General features: G+C 70.7%; 18 protein-coding genes and 1 tRNA gene. 8 read left to right on the forward strand and 11 right to left on the reverse strand.

Annotated elements, in window-relative coordinates:
• Positions 1–38: 38 nt before the first annotated feature.
• Complete coding sequence (locus tag ACFSCV_RS16840; RefSeq protein WP_378800722.1) at positions 39–2,384, reverse strand: bifunctional diguanylate cyclase/phosphodiesterase; 2,346 nt, start codon at positions 2,382–2,384, stop codon at positions 39–41.
• 545 nt (positions 2,385–2,929) lie between these two features.
• On the opposite strand from ACFSCV_RS16840, the gene ACFSCV_RS16845 reads away from it, so the two are divergent.
• Positions 2,930–3,424 (forward strand): pyridoxamine 5'-phosphate oxidase family protein, encoded by a 495-nt coding sequence (locus ACFSCV_RS16845; protein WP_378800723.1) that lies wholly within the window; start codon positions 2,930–2,932, stop codon positions 3,422–3,424.
• Positions 3,425–3,475: 51 nt separating this feature from the next.
• Here the strand turns inward: ACFSCV_RS16845 and ACFSCV_RS16850 are convergent.
• Together ACFSCV_RS16850 and ACFSCV_RS16855 are read right to left on the reverse strand one after the other, a co-directional pair.
• Positions 3,476–3,551 (reverse strand) — tRNA-Glu (locus ACFSCV_RS16850).
• Between the two features lie 59 nt (positions 3,552–3,610).
• Positions 3,611–4,012 carry a hypothetical protein gene (locus tag ACFSCV_RS16855; RefSeq protein WP_378800724.1) on the reverse strand — a complete coding sequence of 134 codons (402 nt, stop codon included), beginning with the start codon at positions 4,010–4,012 and terminating at the stop codon, positions 3,611–3,613.
• Here ACFSCV_RS16855 and ACFSCV_RS16860 point away from each other — a divergent pair.
• On the forward strand, positions 4,011–5,033 hold the full coding sequence (locus tag ACFSCV_RS16860; protein ID WP_378800725.1) for an RluA family pseudouridine synthase: 1,023 nt from the start codon (positions 4,011–4,013) through the stop codon (positions 5,031–5,033). The two genes, ACFSCV_RS16855 and ACFSCV_RS16860, sit on opposite strands and share 2 nt — an antisense overlap.
• 148 nt (positions 5,034–5,181) lie before the next feature.
• Positions 5,182–6,063, forward strand: coding sequence for an RNA polymerase sigma factor RpoH (gene rpoH / locus ACFSCV_RS16865; RefSeq protein ID WP_271199386.1), 882 nt, complete (start codon positions 5,182–5,184; stop codon positions 6,061–6,063).
• A gap of 113 nt (positions 6,064–6,176) precedes the next feature.
• Here rpoH and ACFSCV_RS16870 read toward each other — a convergent pair whose 3' ends face one another.
• Positions 6,177–7,070: a VOC family protein gene (locus ACFSCV_RS16870; RefSeq protein ID WP_378800726.1), complete on the reverse strand. Its 894-nt coding sequence runs from the start codon at positions 7,068–7,070 to the stop codon at positions 6,177–6,179.
• Here ACFSCV_RS16870 and ACFSCV_RS16875 point away from each other — a divergent pair.
• From ACFSCV_RS16875 to ACFSCV_RS16890, 4 genes are all read left to right on the forward strand, one after another.
• Complete coding sequence (locus tag ACFSCV_RS16875) at positions 7,011–9,356, forward strand: tetratricopeptide repeat protein (RefSeq protein ID WP_378800727.1); 2,346 nt, start codon at positions 7,011–7,013, stop codon at positions 9,354–9,356. The two genes, ACFSCV_RS16870 and ACFSCV_RS16875, sit on opposite strands and share 60 nt — an antisense overlap.
• A 323-nt stretch (positions 9,357–9,679) precedes the next feature.
• Positions 9,680–10,972 carry an adenylosuccinate synthase gene (locus tag ACFSCV_RS16880; RefSeq protein ID WP_378800728.1) on the forward strand — a complete coding sequence of 431 codons (1,293 nt, stop codon included), beginning with the start codon at positions 9,680–9,682 and terminating at the stop codon, positions 10,970–10,972.
• Between the two features lie 67 nt (positions 10,973–11,039).
• Positions 11,040–12,413 carry a hypothetical protein gene (locus ACFSCV_RS16885; RefSeq protein WP_378800729.1) on the forward strand — a complete coding sequence of 458 codons (1,374 nt, stop codon included), beginning with the start codon at positions 11,040–11,042 and terminating at the stop codon, positions 12,411–12,413.
• An 86-nt stretch (positions 12,414–12,499) separates the two neighbouring features.
• Positions 12,500–14,191, forward strand: a complete 1,692-nt coding sequence (locus tag ACFSCV_RS16890) for a calcium-binding protein (RefSeq protein WP_378800730.1) — start codon at positions 12,500–12,502, stop codon at positions 14,189–14,191.
• Positions 14,192–14,448: 257 nt separating this feature from the next.
• On the opposite strand, the gene ACFSCV_RS16895 is transcribed toward ACFSCV_RS16890, so the two are convergent.
• From ACFSCV_RS16895 to ACFSCV_RS16925, 7 genes are all read right to left on the reverse strand, one after another.
• Complete coding sequence (locus ACFSCV_RS16895; RefSeq protein ID WP_378800731.1) at positions 14,449–15,324, reverse strand: RNA polymerase factor sigma-32; 876 nt, start codon at positions 15,322–15,324, stop codon at positions 14,449–14,451.
• Positions 15,325–15,556: 232 nt separating this feature from the next.
• Positions 15,557–16,363, reverse strand: coding sequence for a CarD family transcriptional regulator (locus ACFSCV_RS16900; protein WP_378800732.1), 807 nt, complete (start codon positions 16,361–16,363; stop codon positions 15,557–15,559).
• Between the two features lie 117 nt (positions 16,364–16,480).
• Positions 16,481–16,819 carry a ferredoxin FdxA gene (gene fdxA, locus ACFSCV_RS16905; RefSeq protein ID WP_378800733.1) on the reverse strand — a complete coding sequence of 113 codons (339 nt, stop codon included), beginning with the start codon at positions 16,817–16,819 and terminating at the stop codon, positions 16,481–16,483.
• 99 nt (positions 16,820–16,918) lie between these two features.
• Positions 16,919–18,451 carry a SulP family inorganic anion transporter gene (locus tag ACFSCV_RS16910; protein ID WP_378800734.1) on the reverse strand — a complete coding sequence of 511 codons (1,533 nt, stop codon included), beginning with the start codon at positions 18,449–18,451 and terminating at the stop codon, positions 16,919–16,921.
• Between the two features lie 11 nt (positions 18,452–18,462).
• Positions 18,463–19,152 (reverse strand): carbonic anhydrase, encoded by a 690-nt coding sequence (locus ACFSCV_RS16915; protein WP_378800735.1) that lies wholly within the window; start codon positions 19,150–19,152, stop codon positions 18,463–18,465.
• 203 nt (positions 19,153–19,355) lie between these two features.
• On the reverse strand, positions 19,356–19,682 hold the full coding sequence (locus ACFSCV_RS16920; protein ID WP_378800736.1) for an RNA-binding S4 domain-containing protein: 327 nt from the start codon (positions 19,680–19,682) through the stop codon (positions 19,356–19,358).
• A 7-nt stretch (positions 19,683–19,689) separates the two neighbouring features.
• Positions 19,690–19,857 (reverse strand): hypothetical protein, encoded by a 168-nt coding sequence (locus ACFSCV_RS16925; protein WP_378800737.1) that lies wholly within the window; start codon positions 19,855–19,857, stop codon positions 19,690–19,692.
• A gap of 18 nt (positions 19,858–19,875) precedes the next feature.
• On the opposite strand from ACFSCV_RS16925, the gene ACFSCV_RS16930 reads away from it, so the two are divergent.
• The coding region (locus ACFSCV_RS16930) for a hypothetical protein (RefSeq protein WP_378800738.1) at positions 19,876–20,104 on the forward strand (229 nt) is incomplete at its 3' end.

The raw sequence follows: 20,104 nt of genomic DNA on the forward strand, positions 1-20,104 counted from the left end.
GGCGAGCCGCAGGCGCGGCTCCGCGCCGCGTCGCAGGTTCAGGACAGCCTATCCGAGGTCCTCGGCGGCTCGACGCCGACGGCGTCGGGCGGTGATCCGGGCGCGCCGAAATAGTAGCCCTGCGCCTCCGCGCAACCTTCCTGCACCGCGATCCGGTGCTGGGCCTCGGTTTCGACGCCCTCGGCGACCACCGGCAGATCGAGGCTGCGCCCGAGGCCGACGATCGCCTTCACGATCGCCTTCGCGCCGCGATCGGCCTCCATCGCGCTGATGAAGCTGCGGTCGATCTTGATCTTGTCGAACGGAAAGCTCTGCAGGTTGCTCAGCGACGAGTAGCCGGTGCCGAAGTCGTCCATGATGATCTTGACCCCCATCGCCTTCAGGCGGCGCAGGATCTCGAGCGTGTCGTCCCTGTCACGCATCAGGGCGGTCTCGGTGATCTCCAGCCCGAGCCGCGCCGGCGCGAGGCCGGTCTCGCTCAGGATGAGGCCGACCTGCTCGGCGAGGTTCGCCACGCGGAACTGCACGGTCGACACGTTGACGGCGATCGAGAGGCCCTCGCTCCAGCCCGCCGCGGTCCGGCACGCTTCCCGCAGCACCCATTCGCCGATCGCGATGATGACGCCGGTGTCCTCGGCGATCGGGATGAACACGTCCGGCGGCACGTCGCCGTGATCCGGGCTGCGCCAGCGCAGCAGCGCCTCGTAGCTGATGGGGCGGCCGTCGGCGTCGACGACCGGCTGGTAGACGACGCGCAGCTCGTTGCGCGCGATGGCGCCGCGCAGGTCGGCCTCCAGCCGGCGCCTGGCGCGCACCGTCTGGTCCATCTGCAGGTCGTAGAACGCGACCACGCCGCGGCCGCCGGACTTGGCGCGGTAGAGCGCGATGTCGGCGGCGTTGAGCAGCCCTTCCGGCTCCGCGGAGTCGTCCGGCGCGAGCGCCACGCCGATGCTTACGCCGACGGCGGTCGGGTCCATCGCGGCGTTCATCTCCGTCCGGAAGGCCTCGAAGATGCGGCCGGCGAGCGCCTGCGCCCCCTCCGGCTGGGCCGCGCCCACCTGCAGGATCACGAACTCGTCGCCCCCGAGCCGCGCCACCGTGTCCACGCTGCGGACGGTGCGGGTCAGGATCGAGGCGACCGTCCTCAGCACGCGGTCGCCCTCGGCGTGCCCGAACAGGTCGTTCACGGCCTTGAAGCGGTCGAGGTCGAGCGCGAGCAGCGCGAAGCTCTCGCCGGACCGCCGCGCCTGCGCGAACGCCTTGTCGAGCCGGTCGCCGAGCAGCGAACGGTTCGGCAGACCGGTCAGGGCGTCGTAGCGCGCGAGGCGCTCGATCTCGGCCTGCGCCCGCTTCTTCTCGGTCAGGTCCATGACGGCGAGCACCTGCGAGGGCCGGCCGCGGAACTCGATGGTGCTGACCGCCAGCTCGAAGGAGCGCTCGGGATCGCCCGACAAGGGCGCGGCCTCGACCGCGGCCGGGCGCGGCGCCGAGGCCGGCAGGCCGTCGGCGGCGACGACGCAGGCGTCGGCGCGGCGACCGATCAGCTCGGCCTCCGGGGCGCCCATCAGCGCCGCGAAGCGGGCGTTCGCCTCGATGATCCGCCCGTCCCGTACGACCGCGAGCCCCTCGAGCGTCGCGTCGGCGAAGCCCTTCAGGTCCGTCAGGTAGCGGTCGACGAACACGGCGGCCGTCGTGACGCCGGCGACCAGGCTGGCGACGCCGAACACGGCCCAGACCAGCCAGGCGTGCCGCTCGCCGGCGGACGGATCGACCGGCAGACGAGGATCGGGCGTCACCAGGGTCGCGGACATCGCCGTGAAATGCAGCGCGCACACGCCGAGGATCATCCAGAGCGCGGGCTCCGCCACCCGGCGCGCGCCCGTCAGCCTGTCGAAGCGGTGGAAGGCCGCCGTCATGGCCGCCGCCGCGACCGCGAGCGACGCGATGACCGGCGGCCAGTCGTGGCTGATGGTCGCGGCGACCTCAACGGCCGCCATGCCGACGAAATGCATCGCGGCCACCGCGACGGCCGCGAGCGTTCCGGCCGCGGCGGACGACCACGGCCGGCCGCGGCGGATCAGGGCGACGGCGAGCCAGAAGCCGGCGCTGACGATCGCCGCCGAAAGCAGGGTGAGCGCCGGATCGAAGGTGAAGGGAATGACGCTGCGGTAGCCGAGCATGGCGACGAAATGGACCGCCCAGATCGACAGCCCGCCCGCGGCCGCCGCGACGCCGAGCCAGCGGCCGCGGCGGACGTCGGCGCATTCGTCGGCGCGCGAGAGCAGCAGGAAGAAGGCGAACAGCCCGCCGCACGCGATGAGCGCGGCGAGGAGCACAATCCCCGGCTCATGCTGCTCCGTGACGCAAGCGACGACCTTCCACATCCGCAGCTCCCCCTTTTTAGTCGAACGATCATGCGGGCGACGGAGTGAACGATCTCCTGACGCGCCGGAGTGTCACGCGCGCCTCGGCAAGGGCCGCCCGACGAAGTCCGCCAGCGCCCGGCCTCCCCGCGTCCTCCGCGCAGGAACAAAATCGCCTCCGGAATCGTTTCCGCTGCATCGCCAAGAAAATCCGTCCGCCGGACACAAGGAGCGGCTCGTGAACTCGATCATTTATCTCGTCGGCCTGATCGTGATCGTCCTCGCCATCCTGTCCTTCCTGGGACTTCGCTGACGGGCGGAGGCTGCGCTTCAAGCTCAGGCCCGGAAGACTGCGTCCTGGTCTCTCGATGACTTGGACCGGCGTTCGTCGCCCTAGACGGCGGACGGAAACCGCTGATTTGCGGCCGCCGCCGGTCGAGCTCGTGGACTTCCGATCCACGCGAGCTTCTACCCGCTCATCCGACGAGAGCGCGCGAAAGCCGCGCCGCCCGCCGGCGCGCTTTTGCGATCAGCTCCGCCCGGCGCCGATCAAGAGGAGACTAGCCGTGACGACCGCAAACGACGCCGACCGCGTGTACGATCTCGCCGAGGACATCGGCGTCTGCATGCTGACCTCGAAATCGGGCTCCGCGCTGCGCGCGCGGCCCATGCACGCCAAGATCGACCGCGACGCCGGCGTCATCACCTTCCTGACGGACGTCCGCCATCACAAGGACGACGAGATCGCGGCAGATCCCGAGGTCTGCCTCGCCTTCGCGAAGCCGGGCTCCCAGAGCTACGTCTCGATCTCGGGCGTCGCCGAGGTCCTGAACGACCGCGCCGCGATCAAGGCGCGGTTCAGCGAGATGGCGAAGCTGTGGTTCCCGGACGGCCCGGAAGACCCGAACGTGCGCCTGCTGGTCGTCAGGCCCAAAGCGGCGGAGTTCTGGGACGGCAAGACCAACCCGGTCGCGGTCGCCTTCCAGATCGCGAAGGCGCGGCTGTCCGACGAGCGCCCCGACCTCGGCGACAACCGCAAGGTCGCGATGGGCGGCCGCTGACGCCGCCGCCGGAAAACCCGGCGATCGGGGGAGCGTCTGAACGGTAAGGAATGGCGCTCCCTAGGGGACTCGAACCCCTGTTTTCGCCGTGAGAGGGCGACGTCCTAGACCGCTAGACGAAGGGAGCCTCGCGGGAGGCGCACCCTATAACCGGGACGCGGGCCGGCATCAAGCGGCGGCGTCGGATTATTTCGCGTCGCCGCCGCGCAGCGGGGCCGCGGCCGGGCCGCCGGGGACGACGTCGAGCCGGCCGACGGGCTTCAGGGAGCCGGCGTCGAAGGCGTGCACGCTGACGCGGCCGTCGGCCTCGACGGTGACGAGGATGCGGCCGCCGTCCGCCGCCGTCGACAGCACGCGCGCGCCGGCGGGAAGCGGAAGCGTCGCTTCCGTGATCCCGGCCGCGGCCTGGTTCGACTTGACGACGCGGTAGGCGATCGCCGACATCACGGCGAGGAAGCCGACGCCCATCGTCAGGCCGCCGATCAGGAACAGCCGCCTCAGCCGCTGGTAGACCTGCCGGATGCGGGGGTCGTCGTCGGCCGCGATCTCGTCGATGCCCGGCCCGTTCGAACCCTGTAGCGCCGTCATGCCAGAAGCCTCATCCTCGCCCGCGGGCGTCCAGGTCGCAGCGACCGAAACGGTCGAAACCGTCACGGCCGGGCCCGACGACGCCGGCGCGCGCGCCGACCGTTTCCTCGCCGCCCGGCTGCCGGCGTTTTCACGCGCGCGCATCCAGGCGCTGATGCGCCAGGGCGCGGTCTCAGCCGGCGGCCGGACGCTAGTCGACCCCTCCGCCAGGGTCAACGCGGGCGACGCCTTCGCGGTCTCGGTTCCGCCGCCCGCCGCGGCCGAGCCCGAAGGGCAGGACATCCCCCTTGCGGTCGTGTTCGAGGACGAGCACCTCATCGTCATCGACAAGCCCGCGGGCCTCGTGGTGCACCCGGCCGCGGGCCACGCCGACGGCACGCTCGTCAACGCGCTGATCAACCACTGCGGCGCGAGCCTGTCCGGCGTCGGCGGCGTGGCGCGGCCCGGCATCGTGCACCGGCTCGACAAGGACACGTCCGGCCTGCTGGTGGTGGCGAAGCACGACGCCGCCCACCGCGCCTTGAGCGCCCAGTTCGCCGATCACGGCCGCAGCGGACCGCTGGTCCGCTCCTATCTCGCGCTGGTCTGGGGCCTGCCTGCGCGCCCGAAGGGCGTGGTCGACCTGCCGCTCGGCCGCAGCGAGCGCAACCGCGAGAAGATCGCCGTGCGCAAGGACGGCCGCGAGGCCGTCACCCACTGGGAGACGCTCAGGCGCTTCGAGCGGGCCGGCGCCGCCCTGCTCGCCTGCCGGCTGGAGACCGGCCGCACCCACCAGATCCGCGTGCATATGGCGGAGCTCGGCCACCCGCTGCTTGGGGACGGCGTCTACGGCGCCTCGCACCGCACCAAGGCGTCGCGGCTCGACGACGCCGGCCGCGCGGCGCTCGCCGCTCTCGGCCGCCAGGCGCTGCACGCGGCGGAACTCGGCTTCGCCCACCCCGCGACAGGCGAGGAGCTTCACTTCGAGAGCCCGGCGCCGGACGACCTCCAGCGCATGATCGACGCCCTCGACGCCCCGTGAGGCATGCATAATCGCACAGCAGCGTGAAGCGGATTTGACACCATTCCGCCGCGCTCCCGCGTTATAACCTTCGACCAAAGGCGATCGGCGCGAAGGCGCGGTCGCGACCGGGCCCGCCGCAAGGGGGCCCTTTCCGAAGGAGACGCATATGGCATCCGCCGCACTCCCGATCCTCGTCAGCGACAACGGACTGTCGAAGTACCTCGACGAGATCCGCAAGTTCCCGATGCTGGAGCCGCAGGAAGAGTACATGCTCGCCAAGCGCTGGCGCGAGCATGGCGACCGCGACGCCGCGCACCGGCTCGTCACCAGCCACCTCCGCCTCGTGGCCAAGATCGCCATGGGCTATCGCGGCTACGGCCTGCCGATCGGCGAGGTCGTGTCGGAGGGCAATGTCGGCCTCATGCAGGCCGTGAAGCGCTTCGAGCCCGAGAAGGGCTTCCGGCTCGCCACCTACGCCATGTGGTGGATCCGGGCTTCGATCCAGGAGTACATCCTGCGCTCGTGGTCGCTCGTGAAGATGGGCACCACCGCGAACCAGAAGAAGCTGTTCTTCAACCTGCGCAAGGCCAAGAGCCAGATCTCGGCGCTGGACGAGGGCGACCTCCGGCCCGACCAGGTCAAGCAGATCGCGACCAAGCTCGGCGTGACCGAGACCGACGTGATCGACATGAACCGCCGGCTCGGCGGCGACGCCTCGCTCAACTCTCCGCTGCGGGAGGACGAGGGCTCGTCGGAGTGGCAGGACTGGCTGGTCGACGAGACCGACAGCCAGGAGAGCCGCCTCGCCGAGAACCAGGAGCTGGACAACCGCCGCCAGGCGCTTTCGGGCGCGCTGATGGTGCTGAACGACCGCGAGCGCCGCATCTTCGAGGCGCGGCGCCTCGCCGACGACCCGCTCACCCTCGAGGAGCTGTCGAGCGAGTTCGGCGTCTCCCGCGAGCGCGTGCGCCAGATCGAGGTGCGCGCCTTCGAGAAGGTGCAGGACGCGGTGCGCAAGAACGTGGCGCAGATGGAGGCGCGGGCCTGAGCCTGCGCCGCCGTTTCGTGAGCTGATCGAAGGCCGTCGCGGTTCGCCGCGGCGGCTTTTTTCGTTTCCGGCTTCCGCGGCGCGGCCGGTCGAGGCGCCCCGGACGCCGGAACTCAGGCCACGCGGAACCGCGCGGTCGAACCCCACGGGTCGGAGGCCTCGAGGCCGTCGCCCTCCCGCGTCGCGACGCCGGCGGCGCGGAGCCTTGCGGCGACCTCCTCCACAGCGCCTCCGTCCGGCAGCAGGATCTCGAACGACCGCAGCCCGGCCGAGCCCTCCGGCGCCGGCCCGCTCCCGCGGCTCGCCCAGACGTTCGCCGCAAGATGGTGGTGGTAGCCGCCCGCGCTCATGAACAGCGCGCCGGGATAGGTGGTGGTGAGCGCGAAGCCGACGGCGTCGATCCAGAACGCGCGCGCCGTCGCGAGATCGCCGACCTGCAGGTGCACATGGCCGAGCCGCGTTCCCGCCGGCTGGGGCGCGTCGAGATCGGCGCCGGCCCCGAGCAGCGCCAGAACGCCGTCCCGATCCATCGGCTCGGTCGCCATCTTCAGCGCGCCGTTCTCGCGCGGCCACTCCGCCTCCGGCCGGTCGCGGTAGATCTCGAGCCCGTTGCCGTCGGGATCGTCGAGATAGAGCGCCTCGCTGACGAGATGGTCGGACGCGCCAAGGCGGCGGACGCCCTCCCGCAGCAGCCGGGCGAGCGTCAGCCCAAGGTCGCGCCGCTCCGGCAGCAGGATCGCAACGTGGAACAGCCCGGCCGCCTCGCGCGGTTTCGCCGCTGCCCCGGGCGTCTCGACGAGCCGGATCACCCCCTCCCCGCCCGCCCCGCCGAGCGTCGCGACCCGGCCCTCGCGGTCGAGCGTTCTCAGCCCCACCACCCGCTCGTAGAACGCGGTCGAGCGCCCGAGATCGGACACCGCGAGCTCCGCGACCCCGAGCCGGAGCGCGTGCGGCAGCGCGGCGGACGCAGTTTTGGGCGAAGCGGCGGCGGAAGCAGCGGCGGTCATGGATCAGCTCCTCGTGGCTTTCGAGGATATCGGCTTGGGCCCCGGCGAACGCCACCGCGGTTTTCGTGCGCAGACGCATGCTGGAGCGTGACGGAACGCCGGATAAACCGACGGAATGCAAGGATGACGTCGGTATTCCCACCGCTTGCGAATCCGCCGCAACTCCTGCGTGATGCAGGGACAGTCGACGCAATCCGAGCCCACATGCCCCGCGTCACTCTCTCCTGCCTGACCCTTGGCCTCGCCGGCGCCTGGCTGACGCGCGATCCCGCAGCCGGGCTCGCCATGGCCGCCGGCGGCCAACTGGCGCTTGGCGCGGCGGGCGGCATGGCGGGCGACCTGTGCAAGGCGTTCGACCGTCACGTCACCGAGCGCTGGTTCGCGAAGCGCCGCGCCACGGACGAGAACCACGTCGTCGAACAGGCGCTCCGCAAGGCGCATCTGCATGCGCTGCGGAAAACGCTCGAACGTTTCGACGAGGCCCGCCGCGACGATCGCGACGAGACGCGAGGGGCGCAGGCCGACGGCTTCTCGCGGCGGCTCGCCGACTTCCTCGACGCCGAGGACACGGTGGCCCGCAGGCTCGCCTTCGCCAAGGCCCCGCCGAACGATCTCGACGCCGCCGTGCGCACAGCCGCCCTGGCGACGCTGCCGGAGGGCTACGCCAAAAGCCTCGCCGCGCGGCAGGCCGGCGACGGGCAGGACGACATCCGCGACGCGCAGCGGCAGGCGCGAAGATTGAGCGAAGCCGCCGCCCTCGCCGAACTCCGCCACCGGCTCCTGCGGGAGGGAGACGATTTCCCGCCCCTGTTCCGGAGCGCCTTCACCGGCGAGGGCTTCGCCCAGAGCTGGTTCGACATCTTCGTCCTCGACGCGGCCGCGACGCAGAAGGCCGGCGGCGCCTTCGCCGAGGTCTGGCAGGCGGAGCAGGTCGCGCTGATCCGCTCGATCCTCGAAGCGCTGAGTGAGACGACGGCCCGGATCGACGCGCGGACGGAACGGATCGATGAGCGCACGGCGGACATCGCGTCGGATGTTGACGCCCTCAAGAGCGCAGTCGCCGTCCTGCGGAAGCTCGCAGAGGACGAAGCCGGCAAACGCGACATAGCCGAAGGCTTCATTCACGAGATGGCGACGAGCATCGCGGCGGCGCCCAATCTCGATCTTCAGGCCAAGATGCAGGCGGTCCGCAAAGCTGTTCAGCTTTACAATGACGAGATCGTCGGGGGACGGGAGCGTACCAACCTCGGCGACCTCGTCGATCGAGCCCTCGCGCATGCGCGAGGGCTCGTCGACAAGGGTAAGTCCGGTCTCGCCCGCGCTTCGTTGCGTCAAACTGCGGAGCAACTCCAACGCGACGAAGAACGCCGCCGGCGTGAAGCGGCGGACGAACGCCTGAGATACGTGGAGTCAGTGACGGCGCTCTACGACCGCGAGCGCGACATCGCGCTTGCGGTGTTCGACGGCGAGGCCGCCGCTGCGGCAATCGTGGCGCGCACGGAAGCCATCTGCGAGCCAGCCGACGCCTTCGCGGCGATCAGGAAGGAAGGCGTTCAGCTCCTTGAGCATGGCCGGGACCGCGGCAGCGTGGTCCACCTCTTGGCGGCGATTGCCCTCTGGCGAAACGCGACTTCGATCGCAGGGGAAGCGGCCGAGGTCAGAGCAGCCCTAATTTATTTGGGCATCGCGCTCGCGACGCTGGGGGAGCGCGAGAGCGGGACAGCGCGGCTGGAGGCAGCGGTCGAGGCCCATCGTGCGGCGCTAGAGGAATGCACCCGCGAGCGCATGCCGCTCGGCTGGGCGATGACGCAGAACAATCTCGGCAACGCACTCCGCGCGCTCGGCGAGCGCGAAAGCGAGACCGGCCGGCTGGAGGAAGCGGTCGAGGCCTATCGCGCGGCGCTGGAGGAATACACGCGCGAGCGCGTTCCGCTCGACTGGGCGATGACCCTGAACAATCTCGGCAACGCACTCCACGCGCTCAGCACGCGCGAGAGCGGGACCGCCCGGCTGGAGGAGGCGGTCGCGGCCTACCGCGCGGCGCTGGAGGAACGCTCTCGCAAGCGCGTCCCGCTCGACTGGGCGACGACGCAGAACAATCTCGCCGTATCGCTCACGACGCTCGGCGAGCGCGAGAGCGGGACTGGCCGGCTGGAGGAGGCGGTCGCGGCCTACCGCCCGGCGCTGGAGGAGTTCACGGTCGCCGATGCGCCTCATTACCATACCATGGCGAGCGAAAACCTGCGGCGCGTAGAAGCGCTGCTCGCCGAGCGGCGGAAGGGCTGACGCCTTTTCCGCGCTCCACGTCATGCCGGGCGCATGCTGGGCATCCACGACTTGGGTCCCGGAGCGCGTCCGCATGAAGTTGTGGATGCCGCGAAAGCGGGCATGACTGCGCGGGCGTCCGGCCGTTTGGCAAGGGGCGGTCGCCATCGGCGCATCGAGAGCCCAGCCTGCACGGACACGCGGCGGACGCCCCGCTGGGGAACCGCATCCCTCCCCCGCCTTGCCTCCCGCGCCCTGATCCGATAGCAAGCCGCGGGAGAACCCCGGCTCTCCCGAGCCGGGGTCTTTTTTTGTCCTGACGCAGGGACCGGAAGGAATTCAGCATGGCGAACGTCGTCGTGGTCGGCGCCCAGTGGGGCGACGAGGGCAAGGGCAAGATCGTCGACTGGCTGTCGGAGAAGGCGGACGTGGTCGTCCGCTTCCAGGGCGGCCACAACGCCGGCCACACCCTCGTGATCGACGGCGTCACCTACAAGCTCTCGCTGCTGCCGTCCGGCGTCGTGCGCAAGGGCAAGCTCTCGGTGATCGGCAACGGCGTGGTGGTGGACCCGCACGCGCTCGCCGACGAGATCGGCCGGCTCACGAGCCAGGGCGTCGAGCTGACGCCCGAGAACCTGAAGGTCGCCGACAACGCCACGCTGATTCTTTCCGTCCATCGCGAGCTCGACGCGCTGCGCGAGGGCTCGAACGAGGGCACCCGCATCGGCACGACGAAGCGCGGCATCGGCCCGGCCTATGAGGACAAGGTCGGCCGCCGCGCCATCCGCCTGCGCGATCTCGCCAACCTGCCGACGCTGAAGCCGAAGATCGAGCGCCTGCTCAGCCACCACAACGCGCTGCGCCGCGGCTTTGAGCTCCCGGAGCTGACCGTCGAGGCGATCTACGACGAGCTCGCCTCCGCCGCGCCGAAGGTGCTTCCCTACATCGCCGCGACCTGGGAGCTGCTCGACGAGCGCGCCCGCGCCGGCGACCGCATCCTGTTCGAGGGCGCGCAAGGCGCGCTGCTCGACGTCGACCACGGCACCTATCCGTTCGTGACCTCGTCGAACACCACCGCCGGGCAGGCGGCCACCGGCTCCGGCCTCGGGCCGCGCTCGATCGGCTACGTGCTCGGCATCGCCAAGGCCTACACCACCCGCGTCGGCGAGGGCCCGTTCCCGACCGAGCTCACCGACGCGATCGGCCGCAGGCTGGGCGAGCGCGGCCACGAGTTCGGCACCGTCACCGGGCGTCCGCGCCGCTGCGGCTGGTTCGACGCGGTCGCGCTCCGGCAGACCGCGCGCATCTCCGGCATCGACGGAATCGCGCTGACCAAGCTCGACGTGCTGGACGGGCTCGACGAGATCAAGGTCTGCGTCGGCTACGAGCTCGACGGCCAGGAGATCCACCGCCTGCCCGCGAGCCAGGGCTCGCAGGCGCGGGTGAAGCCGGTCTACGAGACCATCGAAGGCTGGAGCGGCACCACCGCCGGCGCGCGCTCCTGGGCCGATCTTCCGGCGCAGGCGATCAAGTACGTCCGCCGCGTCGAGGAGCTGATCGGCTGCCCGATCACGCTGGTCTCGACCTCGCCCGAACGCGCCGACACGATTCTCGTGGCCGACCCGTTCGAGGACTGAAAAAGCTTTCGGCGTCGTGTCTTCGGCGCCCTCGACGGGCGCGGACGGCTGACGTATGTCGTGAGTCATGGCGGACTATTTCCCAGTGCTCTCGCGCGCGGTCGCGGGACTTCCGGCGAACACGGGCGAGAACCGGCGCGCAGTCTATGAACGGGCGCGCGCCGCGATCATCCGCCAGCTTCGAAGCATCGATCCGCCGCTGTCGGAAGACGACATCTCGCGCGAGCGCATGCGCCTCGAGGAGGCGATCGCCCGCGTCGAGGAAGAGCACGGCGGCGGGGCCGCCGCCCCTGCGCCCGCTGCGAAACCAGCCGAACCCGCTCCCAAGGCCCCGCCTCCCCCGCCTCAGCGCCGGCCCGAGCCCGCGGCCGACGCCGCCCCGCCGCCGCAGCGCGCGCCCGCCCCGCGCCGCGGCCCGGAGGTGCGCGCCGACGGCCGGCCGATCATCCGCGCCGCCGGCGAAGCCGGGACCGAACGCCCGCAGAAGAGCCGCGGCCCGCTGGTCGCCGTCGCCGCGCTCGCGGTGGTCGCGATCGTGGCCGGCGTCGCGATCGGCCGCGACCATATCGCGGCCCTGTTCGGCGGCGGCGAGACGCAGACCGCCGCGACCGACACGACCGGCGACGGGGCCAAGAACGCGTCGACGCCCGAACCCGCCACGCCGAGCAACGGCGGCAAGTCCGACGACCGGCTGCTGAGCGATCCCGCGCCGCAGGCCGAACCCGGCCAGCCGCCCGAGACCAACGTGGCGCGCGCGCCCGACGCCGGCCCGGGAACCGAGCCGCAGGCCCCGGCCGCGCAACCGCAGCCGCAGGCCCCGGCGGCCCAGCCGTCGCAGCAGCCCAACCAGCCGGCCGGCCCGCTCGTCGCCCAGCGCGCGATCCTCTATGAAGAGGGCTCCGACCAGAAGTCCGGCGAGCAGGTCGACGGTTCGGTGCTGTGGCGCACCGAATCCGTCAACGCCGCGCAGGGGCAGCCGCTCGAGACGGCGCTCCGCGGCGACGTTGAGGTGCCCGCGCGCGGCATCCGCGCCACGCTCACGATCCGCCGCAACACCGACGCCACGCTGCCCGCCAGCCACACCGTCGAGATCCAGTTCCGGCTGCCGGAGAACTTCCCCAACGCCGGCGTCGCCAACGTGCCGGGCATCCTGATGAAGACCGACGAGGCCGCCCGCGGCGCGCCGATCTCGGGGCTTTCGGTGCGGGTGACGAGCGGCTTCTTCCTGATCGGGCTCTCGAACATAGAGAACGAGCGCATCGTCAACGAGCAGCTTCTGCGCGACCGCGGCTGGATCGACATCCCGATCCTCTACGACAACGGACGTCGGGCCGTGCTGACGCTGGAGAAGGGCACCCCCGGCGGCCAGGCCTTCGCCGACGCCTTCGCCGCCTGGCAGAACGCAGCCGCGAGCGCGCCCGCCGGCCAGTCGCAACCCTGACGCGCGCCGCCATTGCCGCTTCTGCCCGCCCCGGCTAGCATCGGAGCTGAGCCGTGTATGGCGCGCGGCGTTCGAGGGAGGCCGGCATGCCGCGCGTGATCACCGGAACCGAGGGCGACGACGAACTCAGGGACCGGCCCTATGGCGACCCCGTCATCATCTACGGCCTCGGCGGGAACGACACGATCGTTTCGCAGGAGGGCTCGGGCGACGAGATCTATGGCGGCGACGGCGACGACCTGATCCGGGTCTACAGCCAGGGATTCTACGACGGCGGCGACGGCTACGACACGCTGTGGCTGCCGGGAACCGGCGGATTGGACATCCCCCGCGTCTCGCTCCGCGCCGACTCGACCTACACCTCGTTCGAGCATCTCTACATCGGCGGCATCCACGATCCCGGGACCTTCACCGCCAATTCCAGCAAGTTCGGCGACGGGTTGGTGTCGCTGAGCGCCAAGTTCACCGGGTCCGCCAGCGTCACCATTACGCTCGACACGAAGAATTTCGTCACAGCGTTCGACCTCTCCGAATTCGGAACATCGACCTACGGCCCCGGCGGCCCGAACAAGTTCACCATCCGCGGGAACGAACGCGACAACATCATCTCCGGCACCTCCGCCCACGACACGATCTCCGGCGAAGGCGGGAACGACACCATAGTGTGGGGCGGATTCGCCCAGAACACCGCGGGCGGCCAGATCGCGGACGGCGACGACGTCGACGGCGGCGCGGGCGCCGACCTGATCCGGGTGGTCGCATCCGGTCAGCCCCACGGCGGATCGGCTGCGGGCGGCACGGGTTTTGACACGCTGAGCGTGCGCGCGGGCGACGAGCGCGTCGCGGACTTTCTCGACAGCGCCATCACCGGCTTCGAGGCGCTCGAACTCAACGGGCGGGGCTCCGCCGGCGGCCTCGAGGCGCGCTTCCTCGCGAGCCATCTCGTTAGCGACATCGGCGAGTTCGCGGTCCGCGGCACGTCAGGAGGATCCGAGACGCTCGTGGTCTACGCCGTGAACGGCCGGGCCGACCTGAGCAGCCTCGTCTTCACAGACTGGGACCGCAGCGATCAGGTCATCATCCGCGGCGGAACGGGATCCGACACGCTGTATGGATCGAGCGCCAACGACGTGCTCGACGGCGGCGCGGGCGCCGACGTTATGAACGGCGGGCTGGGCGACGATCGGTACATCGTGAACTCGCCGCTGGACCGTGTCGGCGAGGGCTCCCGCGACGGCGGCCTCGACACCGTCGTCGCGAGCGTCAGTTACGATCTGTCGTCGGCGTCGGGAATCGAAAACCTGGAGTTAACCGCGGCCGCGAGAGCCGCGACCGGCGTCGGCAACGCCCTCGCCAACCGCATCACCGGCAACGGCTACGACAACGTCCTGTTCGGCGGAGCCGGCGACGACGTTCTCCTTGGAGGCGGCGGGGCGGATCGCCTATACGGCGGCCTTGGCAACGACATCCTGACCGGCGGTCGCGGCGCGGACGTGTTCGTGTTCGACACGGCGCTCGGGCCGACCAATGTGGACACCGTCAGCGGCTTCGCCCACGGCGTCGACAAGATCTGGCTCGACAGCGGGCACCCGTTCCAGGCCTTCGAGAAGGGGCCTCTTTCGGCCGAAGCCTTCGCCACCCACCTTGTCTACGATCAGGCGACCGGAAACCTGTCCTACGACGCCGACGGCGCAGGCTCAGGACCCGCGGTGCTGTTCGCGCGGCTCTCGCCGGGCCAGAACGTCACCTTCGACCACACCGACGTGCTGATCGTCTGACGCGCGGAGCCTCTACGCCCTCTCCCTCGTCATGGCCCGGCCTGACCGGCTCATCCGCTCCGCCCGACGACGCGCCGCGTCGAAGGATACGGATGGGCCCTACGGTCGAGCTGGAGGACAGAGAAGCTCATTCGGCGCGCCTTGGCGCCGATCGACGATCAAGGCCTTCGACAACCAGCTCTTCCTTGAACCGCAAAGAAAAACGCCCGGCGCAAAACCGGGCGTTTCATATTCTGCGTCTCGAGGTCCGCGCGTCCTTAGGACGCCGCGGCGGAGACGGCCTGCGGGTGCTGCTCGACCAGCGCGCGGCGGAGCTTTTCGAGCGCGCGGTTCTCGATCTGGCGCACGCGCTCCTTGGAGATGCCGAGCCGCTCGCCGAGCGCCTCCAGCGTTACGGCGTTCTCGGCCAGACGCCGGGCGCGGACGATGTTCAGCTCGCGCTCATTCAGCACGCCGAGCGCGGAGCGTAGCCAGCGCACGCGGCGCTCGCCGTCGATCGAGTCGCCCACCGTCTCGTCCGGCAGCGGGTTGTCGTCGACCAGAAAGTCCATGCGCTCGGACGAAGAGTTCGGATCGCTGTCGAGGATCGGCGCGTTCAACGACATGTCAGGGCCCGACAGCCGCGAGTCCATCAGCGCCACATCCTTGACCGACACGCCGACGGCCTCGGCGATCTTGTCGTGCAGCGCGCCGGGCATCATCGTCTCGCCGGTGCGGCTGAGCCGGGCGCGCAGGCGGCGCAGGTTGAAGAACAGCGCCTTCTGGGCCGAGGAGGTGCCGCCGCGCACGATCGACCAGTTGCGCAGGATGTGGTCCTGGATCGCGGCGCGGATCCACCAGGTGGCGTAAGTTGAGAACCGCACCTCGCGCTCCGGCTCGAAGCGGGCCGCGGCCTCGAGCAGGCCGACATGGCCCTCCTGGATCAGGTCGGGCATCGGCAGACCGTAATGGCGGAAGCGCGCGGCGATGGCGATCACAAGCCGCATGTGGGCGGCGGCGAGGCGGTGCAGCGCGACCTCGTCCTTCTCGTCCTTCCACAGGACGGCCAGATCGTGCTCCTCCTCGCGCTCCAGGAACGGCGCCTCCATGGCGGCGCGAACGAAGCGGCGGCGAACACCGGCCATCTGGGACATCGTGGAACTCCCCGTTGAGCCGCCGAAGACGGCTTTCACGTGGGGGCAACGCGCAAGACCGCAAAAAGGACATGGCCGGACTGGTGTTTTTCAATCACGGTTTCGTGAACTCGGCGCCTTCCGCCCTTGCCGGCCCGCTCCGGCGCGCAACGCGCGAAGGGCGGAAACGACGAAGGGCCCGGCGCATATGCGCCGGGCCCTTCGCAAACGATCCTGCGAGGAAAGAAGCGCCTCAGGCGGCCTCTTCCTGCTCGGCGACCTCGGCCTCCGCCTCGATCTCCTCGGCCTTGCCGCCGCGGCGCGGGCCCTTGGCGAGTTGGCCTTCGATCTTCTTCTGGGCTTCGATGTCGGTCAGCCGCTCGGCGGCGCCGAGCTCGCGCATCATGCGGTCGAGCGCCGATTCATAGAGCTGGCGCTCGCTGTAGGACTGCTCCGGCTGGGTGTCGGCGCGGTAGAGGTCGCGCACCACCTCGGCGATCGCGACGAGGTCGCCCGAGTTGATCTTCGCCTCGTACTCCTGCGCGCGGCGGCTCCACATCGTCTTCTTGACGCGGGCGCGGCCGGTCAGGGTCTCGAGCGCCTTGGCGACCACCTGCGGCTCGGACAGCTTGCGCATGCCGGCGCTCGCGATCTTCGCCACCGGCACGCGGAGCGTCATCTTGTCCTTCTCGAAGGAAATGACGAACAGCTCAAGCGTGTGCCCGGCGATCTCCTGCTCCTCGATCGCCACGATCTGCCCGACGCCGTGCGACGGGTAGACCACGTGCTCCAGCGCCTTGAACCCGTGCTTGGCCTGCGAAGTCTTCTTGGTGGTCATACTGTTCCGAACTCCGTGTCGTCCCGCGGCGGGACGGACCGCGACAAGTGGAACCCGGCGGGCCGGGTCGGCGGCGACGGCCAACGACGAGCCCGGCGCATATGTCCGGGTCCCTCGAACACCGTTCCCCTCAGAGAAAAACGCCGCCTGTCCCGCCGCGCCGATACGACGCCCGGACAGTTTCAACCGCTTCAGCTTTCCTGGCGAAAACACCGTCGGCATGACGGCTTGGGCGGCGCGCGTCGTTTTTGACCGTTGCGTGATGGGTATCACGAACGGACCAAAAAATCAATGAAATAGACGCATGGGCGCCACACGCTTCCGCCGTGGCGCCGCCGCTCAGTCTCCCTGGCCGGGCTCCGGCGAGAAGAACTCCGCCAGCTTGTTAGGCTTGCCGTCGAACTCCTTGGCGTCCTCCGGCGGGTCGCGCCTGACCGTGATGTTCGGCCAGGACTTGGCGTAGTCGCCGTTCAGCTTGATCCAGCTTTCGAGGCCGGGCTCGGTGTCCGGCTTGATCGCCTCCGCCGGGCATTCCGGCTCGCACACCCCGCAGTCGATGCACTCGTCGGGGTGGATGACGAGCATGTTCTCGCCTTCATAGAAGCAGTCGACCGGGCACACCTCCACGCAATCCGTGTACTTGCAGCGGATGCAGTTGTCGGTGACCACATAGGTCATGCCAGTCTCCCGGTTCGGTCCGGGTGACGTAGCGGACGCGCCCGTGCTTCGCAAGGGCGGCATGGGCGCCGCCCTCGGGGTCGCGTCCGCCTGTCGCGGTCAGGCCGGAAGCGCGCTCGCCAGCCTCCGCTCGTGGCCGGGGGCCGAGCGGTCCACGGGCATCCGCGTTCCGCCCGTGCGGCGTTCGGCCCAATCCGCGATCATCTCCGACGTGGTGTGGTCGATGTAGGAGAGATGGCTGGTCCGCAGCGTGACGGTCGCGCCCTCCGGCACGGCGGCGAGCTCCTTCTCCAGCTGGGGAAGCTGGAGGAAGGTCGCGGCCCCCGCGAGCCGCATCTCCACGCCGCCGTCCGCCGTCTCGTGGCGGCGCACGACCAGGTAGCGCCGCTTCAGGTGCGGCAGGATCTCGATCCCTGCGAGGGCGAGCCCGACCAGCACGCCGGTGAGCAGGTCCACGGCGACGACGACGATCAGCGTCGCGGCCCACACCGCGGCGGGCAGGGCGCCGTGCCGCCGGAACAGGCCGCGGGCGTGCTGAACGCTGACAAGACGCCAGCCGGTGACGATCAGGATGCCGGCCAGGGCCGCGGCCGGCACGACCTCCAGCGCCCAGGGAACCGCTGCGACGAAGGCCAGGATCCACAGGCCGTGCAGCACCGCCGACCACCGCGACACGGCGCCCGCCTGCACATTGGCCGAGGAGCGCACGATCACGCCGGTCATCGGCAGCGCGCCCAACGCGCCGCAGATCGCGTTGCCGACGCCCTGAGCGGAGAGTTCGCGGTCGTAGGCCGTGCGCGGGCCGGCGTGCATCTTGTCGACCGCCGCGGCCGACAGCATCGTTTCGGCGCTGGCGATCACGGCGATGATCACGGCCGCGAGCAGCGGCCCGGGCGCCATCAGCCCCGCGAGGCCCGCGGCGTCGGTGAGGTTCAGGCCGCCGAGGATCGACTCCGGGATCTCGACCCGCTTGATCGGCAGCGCGAAAACCGCGGCCAGCGCGGTGCCCGCCGCCACTCCCACCAGCGCGCCGGGAATGAGCCTGAGGTTCGCCGGGCGGAGCCTTTCCCAGGCGATCATCGCCAGAATGGTGGTGAGGCCGACCGCCAGCGCCGCGGGACCCTTCACCGTGGTGAGCCGCACCACGTCGCCGAAGGCGGCGGGGATCGCGATCAGGCTTTCGAGCGCGTTCGGAAGCGGAGCGCCGTCGATCAGCACATGGAGCTGGACCACCACGATCAGCACGCCGATGCCCGCGAGCATGCCGTGGACCACGGCCGGCGAGATCACCTTGAACCACTTGCCGAGGCCGAGCAGGCCGGCGGCGATCTGCAGCGCGCCGGCGAGCAGCAGGATCGGCCCCAGCATCTCGAGGCCATGCTCGCGGACGATCTCGAACACCACGACCGCGAGGCCTGCGGCGGGACCGCTGACCTGGAGCGGCGAGCCGCCGATCAGGCCGACGACCACGCCGCCGACGACGCCGGTGACGAGGCCCAGTTCCGCCGGGACGCCGGAGGCGACGGCGATGCCCATGCACAGCGGCAGGGCGACCATGAAGACCACGATCGAGGCGGGAAAGTCCCGGCTGAGCGAGGCGGAGAGGGACGGTTTCGGAGCGAACGTGCTCATGGGCGCGCTCCTCATTCCGCCGCGACGGCCAGCGGGGCCGCAGGACGGGCGGGGCCGACCGCGACGGGCGCGGGTCGGTCGCCGCGGATCGGTTCGAACCGGCCCGCCTCGCCGTCGTAGGCGAAGATCGTCCCGGTCTCGATCTCGAAGTACCAGCCGTGCAGGCGAATCTCGCCGCGGGCGAGCTTGGCGGCGACCGAGGGGTGGGTGCGCAGATGGTTGATCTGCACCACCACGTTCTCCATCGACAGCGCGCGGCAGGCCGCGGCCTCGTCGAGGTCCGGCGGGTAGGCCTCGCAGACGATGCTCTGGGCGGCCGAGGCGTGCTTGAGCCTGGCCTTCACGTTGGGCATCGGATCGAGGCTCGCGGGATGGCGCAGGGCCTTCATCGCCCCGCACTCGGAATGCCCGCACACCACGATGTCCGCGACGCCCAGGGCCACCACGGCGTATTCGATCGCCGAGGACACGCCGCCGTTCATCTGCGCGAAGGGCGGGACGATGTTGCCGGCGTTGCGGCAGACGAAGATCTCGCCGGGTCCCGCCTGGGTGATGTGCTCGGGCGCGACGCGGCTGTCGGCGCAGGAGATCACCAGCGCCTTCGGGCTCTGCCCGTCCCGGGCGAGGCGTTGGTAGAGCGCCTTGTCCTTGGTGAAGACTTCGCCCTGGAAACGCAGGGCGGCGTCGAAGATGTCGGCCATGTCCAGCTCCTCGCAGAGGGTTCGACAAAAGCATGCTGCAACGCAAAATCGCGCGCTTACGTCGATAACAACGGCGATGTAGTCGACCGACAACCTTCCTCACGGAAACGTCAGAAAAGTTAGAAATCAGTGAGAGATGCCTGAAAAATGAGCTTTTTGAACAATGCGTGCGGAGGATGGCTTCGGAACGCAGGATCGTTGCGTTATTCCAGCCGACCATCTTGCGGCGCAGCATTTTCGCCCTGATGCGGCCCCAAGTCGTCGAACAGGGCGCGCGCTTCCGTCGCAGGCCCGCGCCGCTCGCCGAAGTCCACGACGCGCAGCACGCGCACGGCCGCCGACAGCGCGATCGTCAGCACGTCGCCGCGCTTCAGCGCATGGCCGGGCGCGCGCACGCGCTGGCCGTTGACGCGGACATGGCCGGACTGGACGAGGCCGACCGCCAGCGCGCGCGTCCTTGCGACGCGGGCGCGCCAGAGCCAGACGTCGATGCGGAGGCGTTCCGGCGGGGTCTCCTCCGGCCTCCGCATCGTCGCGTCAGGCGTCGCCGTTGGCGTCGGAGCCCTTTCGCGCGCCCTGCCCGCCCTTGGGGTCGCGGCCGGGCTTCGGGCCCTGCTCGAGCTGGGCCTTGAGCGCGGCGAGCTTCGCGAACGGCGAGTCCGGATCCGGCCCGCGCTCCGGGCGCTTCGGAGGCGCGGATGTCATGACCGGCGCGCCGCCGCCATGCCGCCGGCCGCGGTCCTCGCCGCCGCGCGGGCGGTCCCGATCGGGGCGGTCGCCGCCCCGGCGGTCACGGCCGCCCTTGCGCCCGTCGCCGGGACGCACGCCCTCGCCTTGGGGTCGCCCGCCCTCGCCATGCGGACGACCGCCGTCGCCGCGGGGACGATCGCGGTCGGGCCGCGGCCCCCTCTCGGGGCGGCCCCGCGGCTCGCGCGCCTCGCCCGGAGCGGCC

The organism is Methylopila henanensis (assembly GCF_042681025.1).
Lineage (GTDB): Bacteria > Pseudomonadota > Alphaproteobacteria > Rhizobiales > Methylopilaceae > Methylopila > Methylopila henanensis.

Coding starts and splice junctions, on each gene's coding strand:
- ACFSCV_RS16870 (WP_378800726.1), bottom strand. CDS start 7,070: ATGACCGCCGCTGCTTCCGCCGCCGCTTCGCCCAAAACTGCGTCCGCC.
- ACFSCV_RS16915 (WP_378800735.1), bottom strand. CDS start 19,152: ATGGCCGACATCTTCGACGCCGCCCTGCGTTTCCAGGGCGAAGTCTTC.
- ACFSCV_RS16925 (WP_378800737.1), bottom strand. CDS start 19,857: ATGACATCCGCGCCTCCGAAGCGCCCGGAGCGCGGGCCGGATCCGGAC.
- ACFSCV_RS16855 (WP_378800724.1), bottom strand. CDS start 4,012: ATGACGGCGCTACAGGGTTCGAACGGGCCGGGCATCGACGAGATCGCG.
- ACFSCV_RS16840 (WP_378800722.1), bottom strand. CDS start 2,384: ATGTGGAAGGTCGTCGCTTGCGTCACGGAGCAGCATGAGCCGGGGATT.
- ACFSCV_RS16895 (WP_378800731.1), bottom strand. CDS start 15,324: ATGTCCCAGATGGCCGGTGTTCGCCGCCGCTTCGTTCGCGCCGCCATG.
- ACFSCV_RS16910 (WP_378800734.1), bottom strand. CDS start 18,451: ATGAGCACGTTCGCTCCGAAACCGTCCCTCTCCGCCTCGCTCAGCCGG.
- fdxA (WP_378800733.1), bottom strand. CDS start 16,819: ATGACCTATGTGGTCACCGACAACTGCATCCGCTGCAAGTACACGGAT.
- ACFSCV_RS16885 (WP_378800729.1), top strand. CDS start 11,040: ATGGCGGACTATTTCCCAGTGCTCTCGCGCGCGGTCGCGGGACTTCCG.
- ACFSCV_RS16880 (WP_378800728.1), top strand. CDS start 9,680: ATGGCGAACGTCGTCGTGGTCGGCGCCCAGTGGGGCGACGAGGGCAAG.
- ACFSCV_RS16900 (WP_378800732.1), bottom strand. CDS start 16,363: ATGCCGACGGTGTTTTCGCCAGGAAAGCTGAAGCGGTTGAAACTGTCC.
- ACFSCV_RS16920 (WP_378800736.1), bottom strand. CDS start 19,682: ATGCGGAGGCCGGAGGAGACCCCGCCGGAACGCCTCCGCATCGACGTC.
- ACFSCV_RS16860 (WP_378800725.1), top strand. CDS start 4,011: ATGCCAGAAGCCTCATCCTCGCCCGCGGGCGTCCAGGTCGCAGCGACC.
- ACFSCV_RS16890 (WP_378800730.1), top strand. CDS start 12,500: ATGCCGCGCGTGATCACCGGAACCGAGGGCGACGACGAACTCAGGGAC.
- rpoH (WP_271199386.1), top strand. CDS start 5,182: ATGGCATCCGCCGCACTCCCGATCCTCGTCAGCGACAACGGACTGTCG.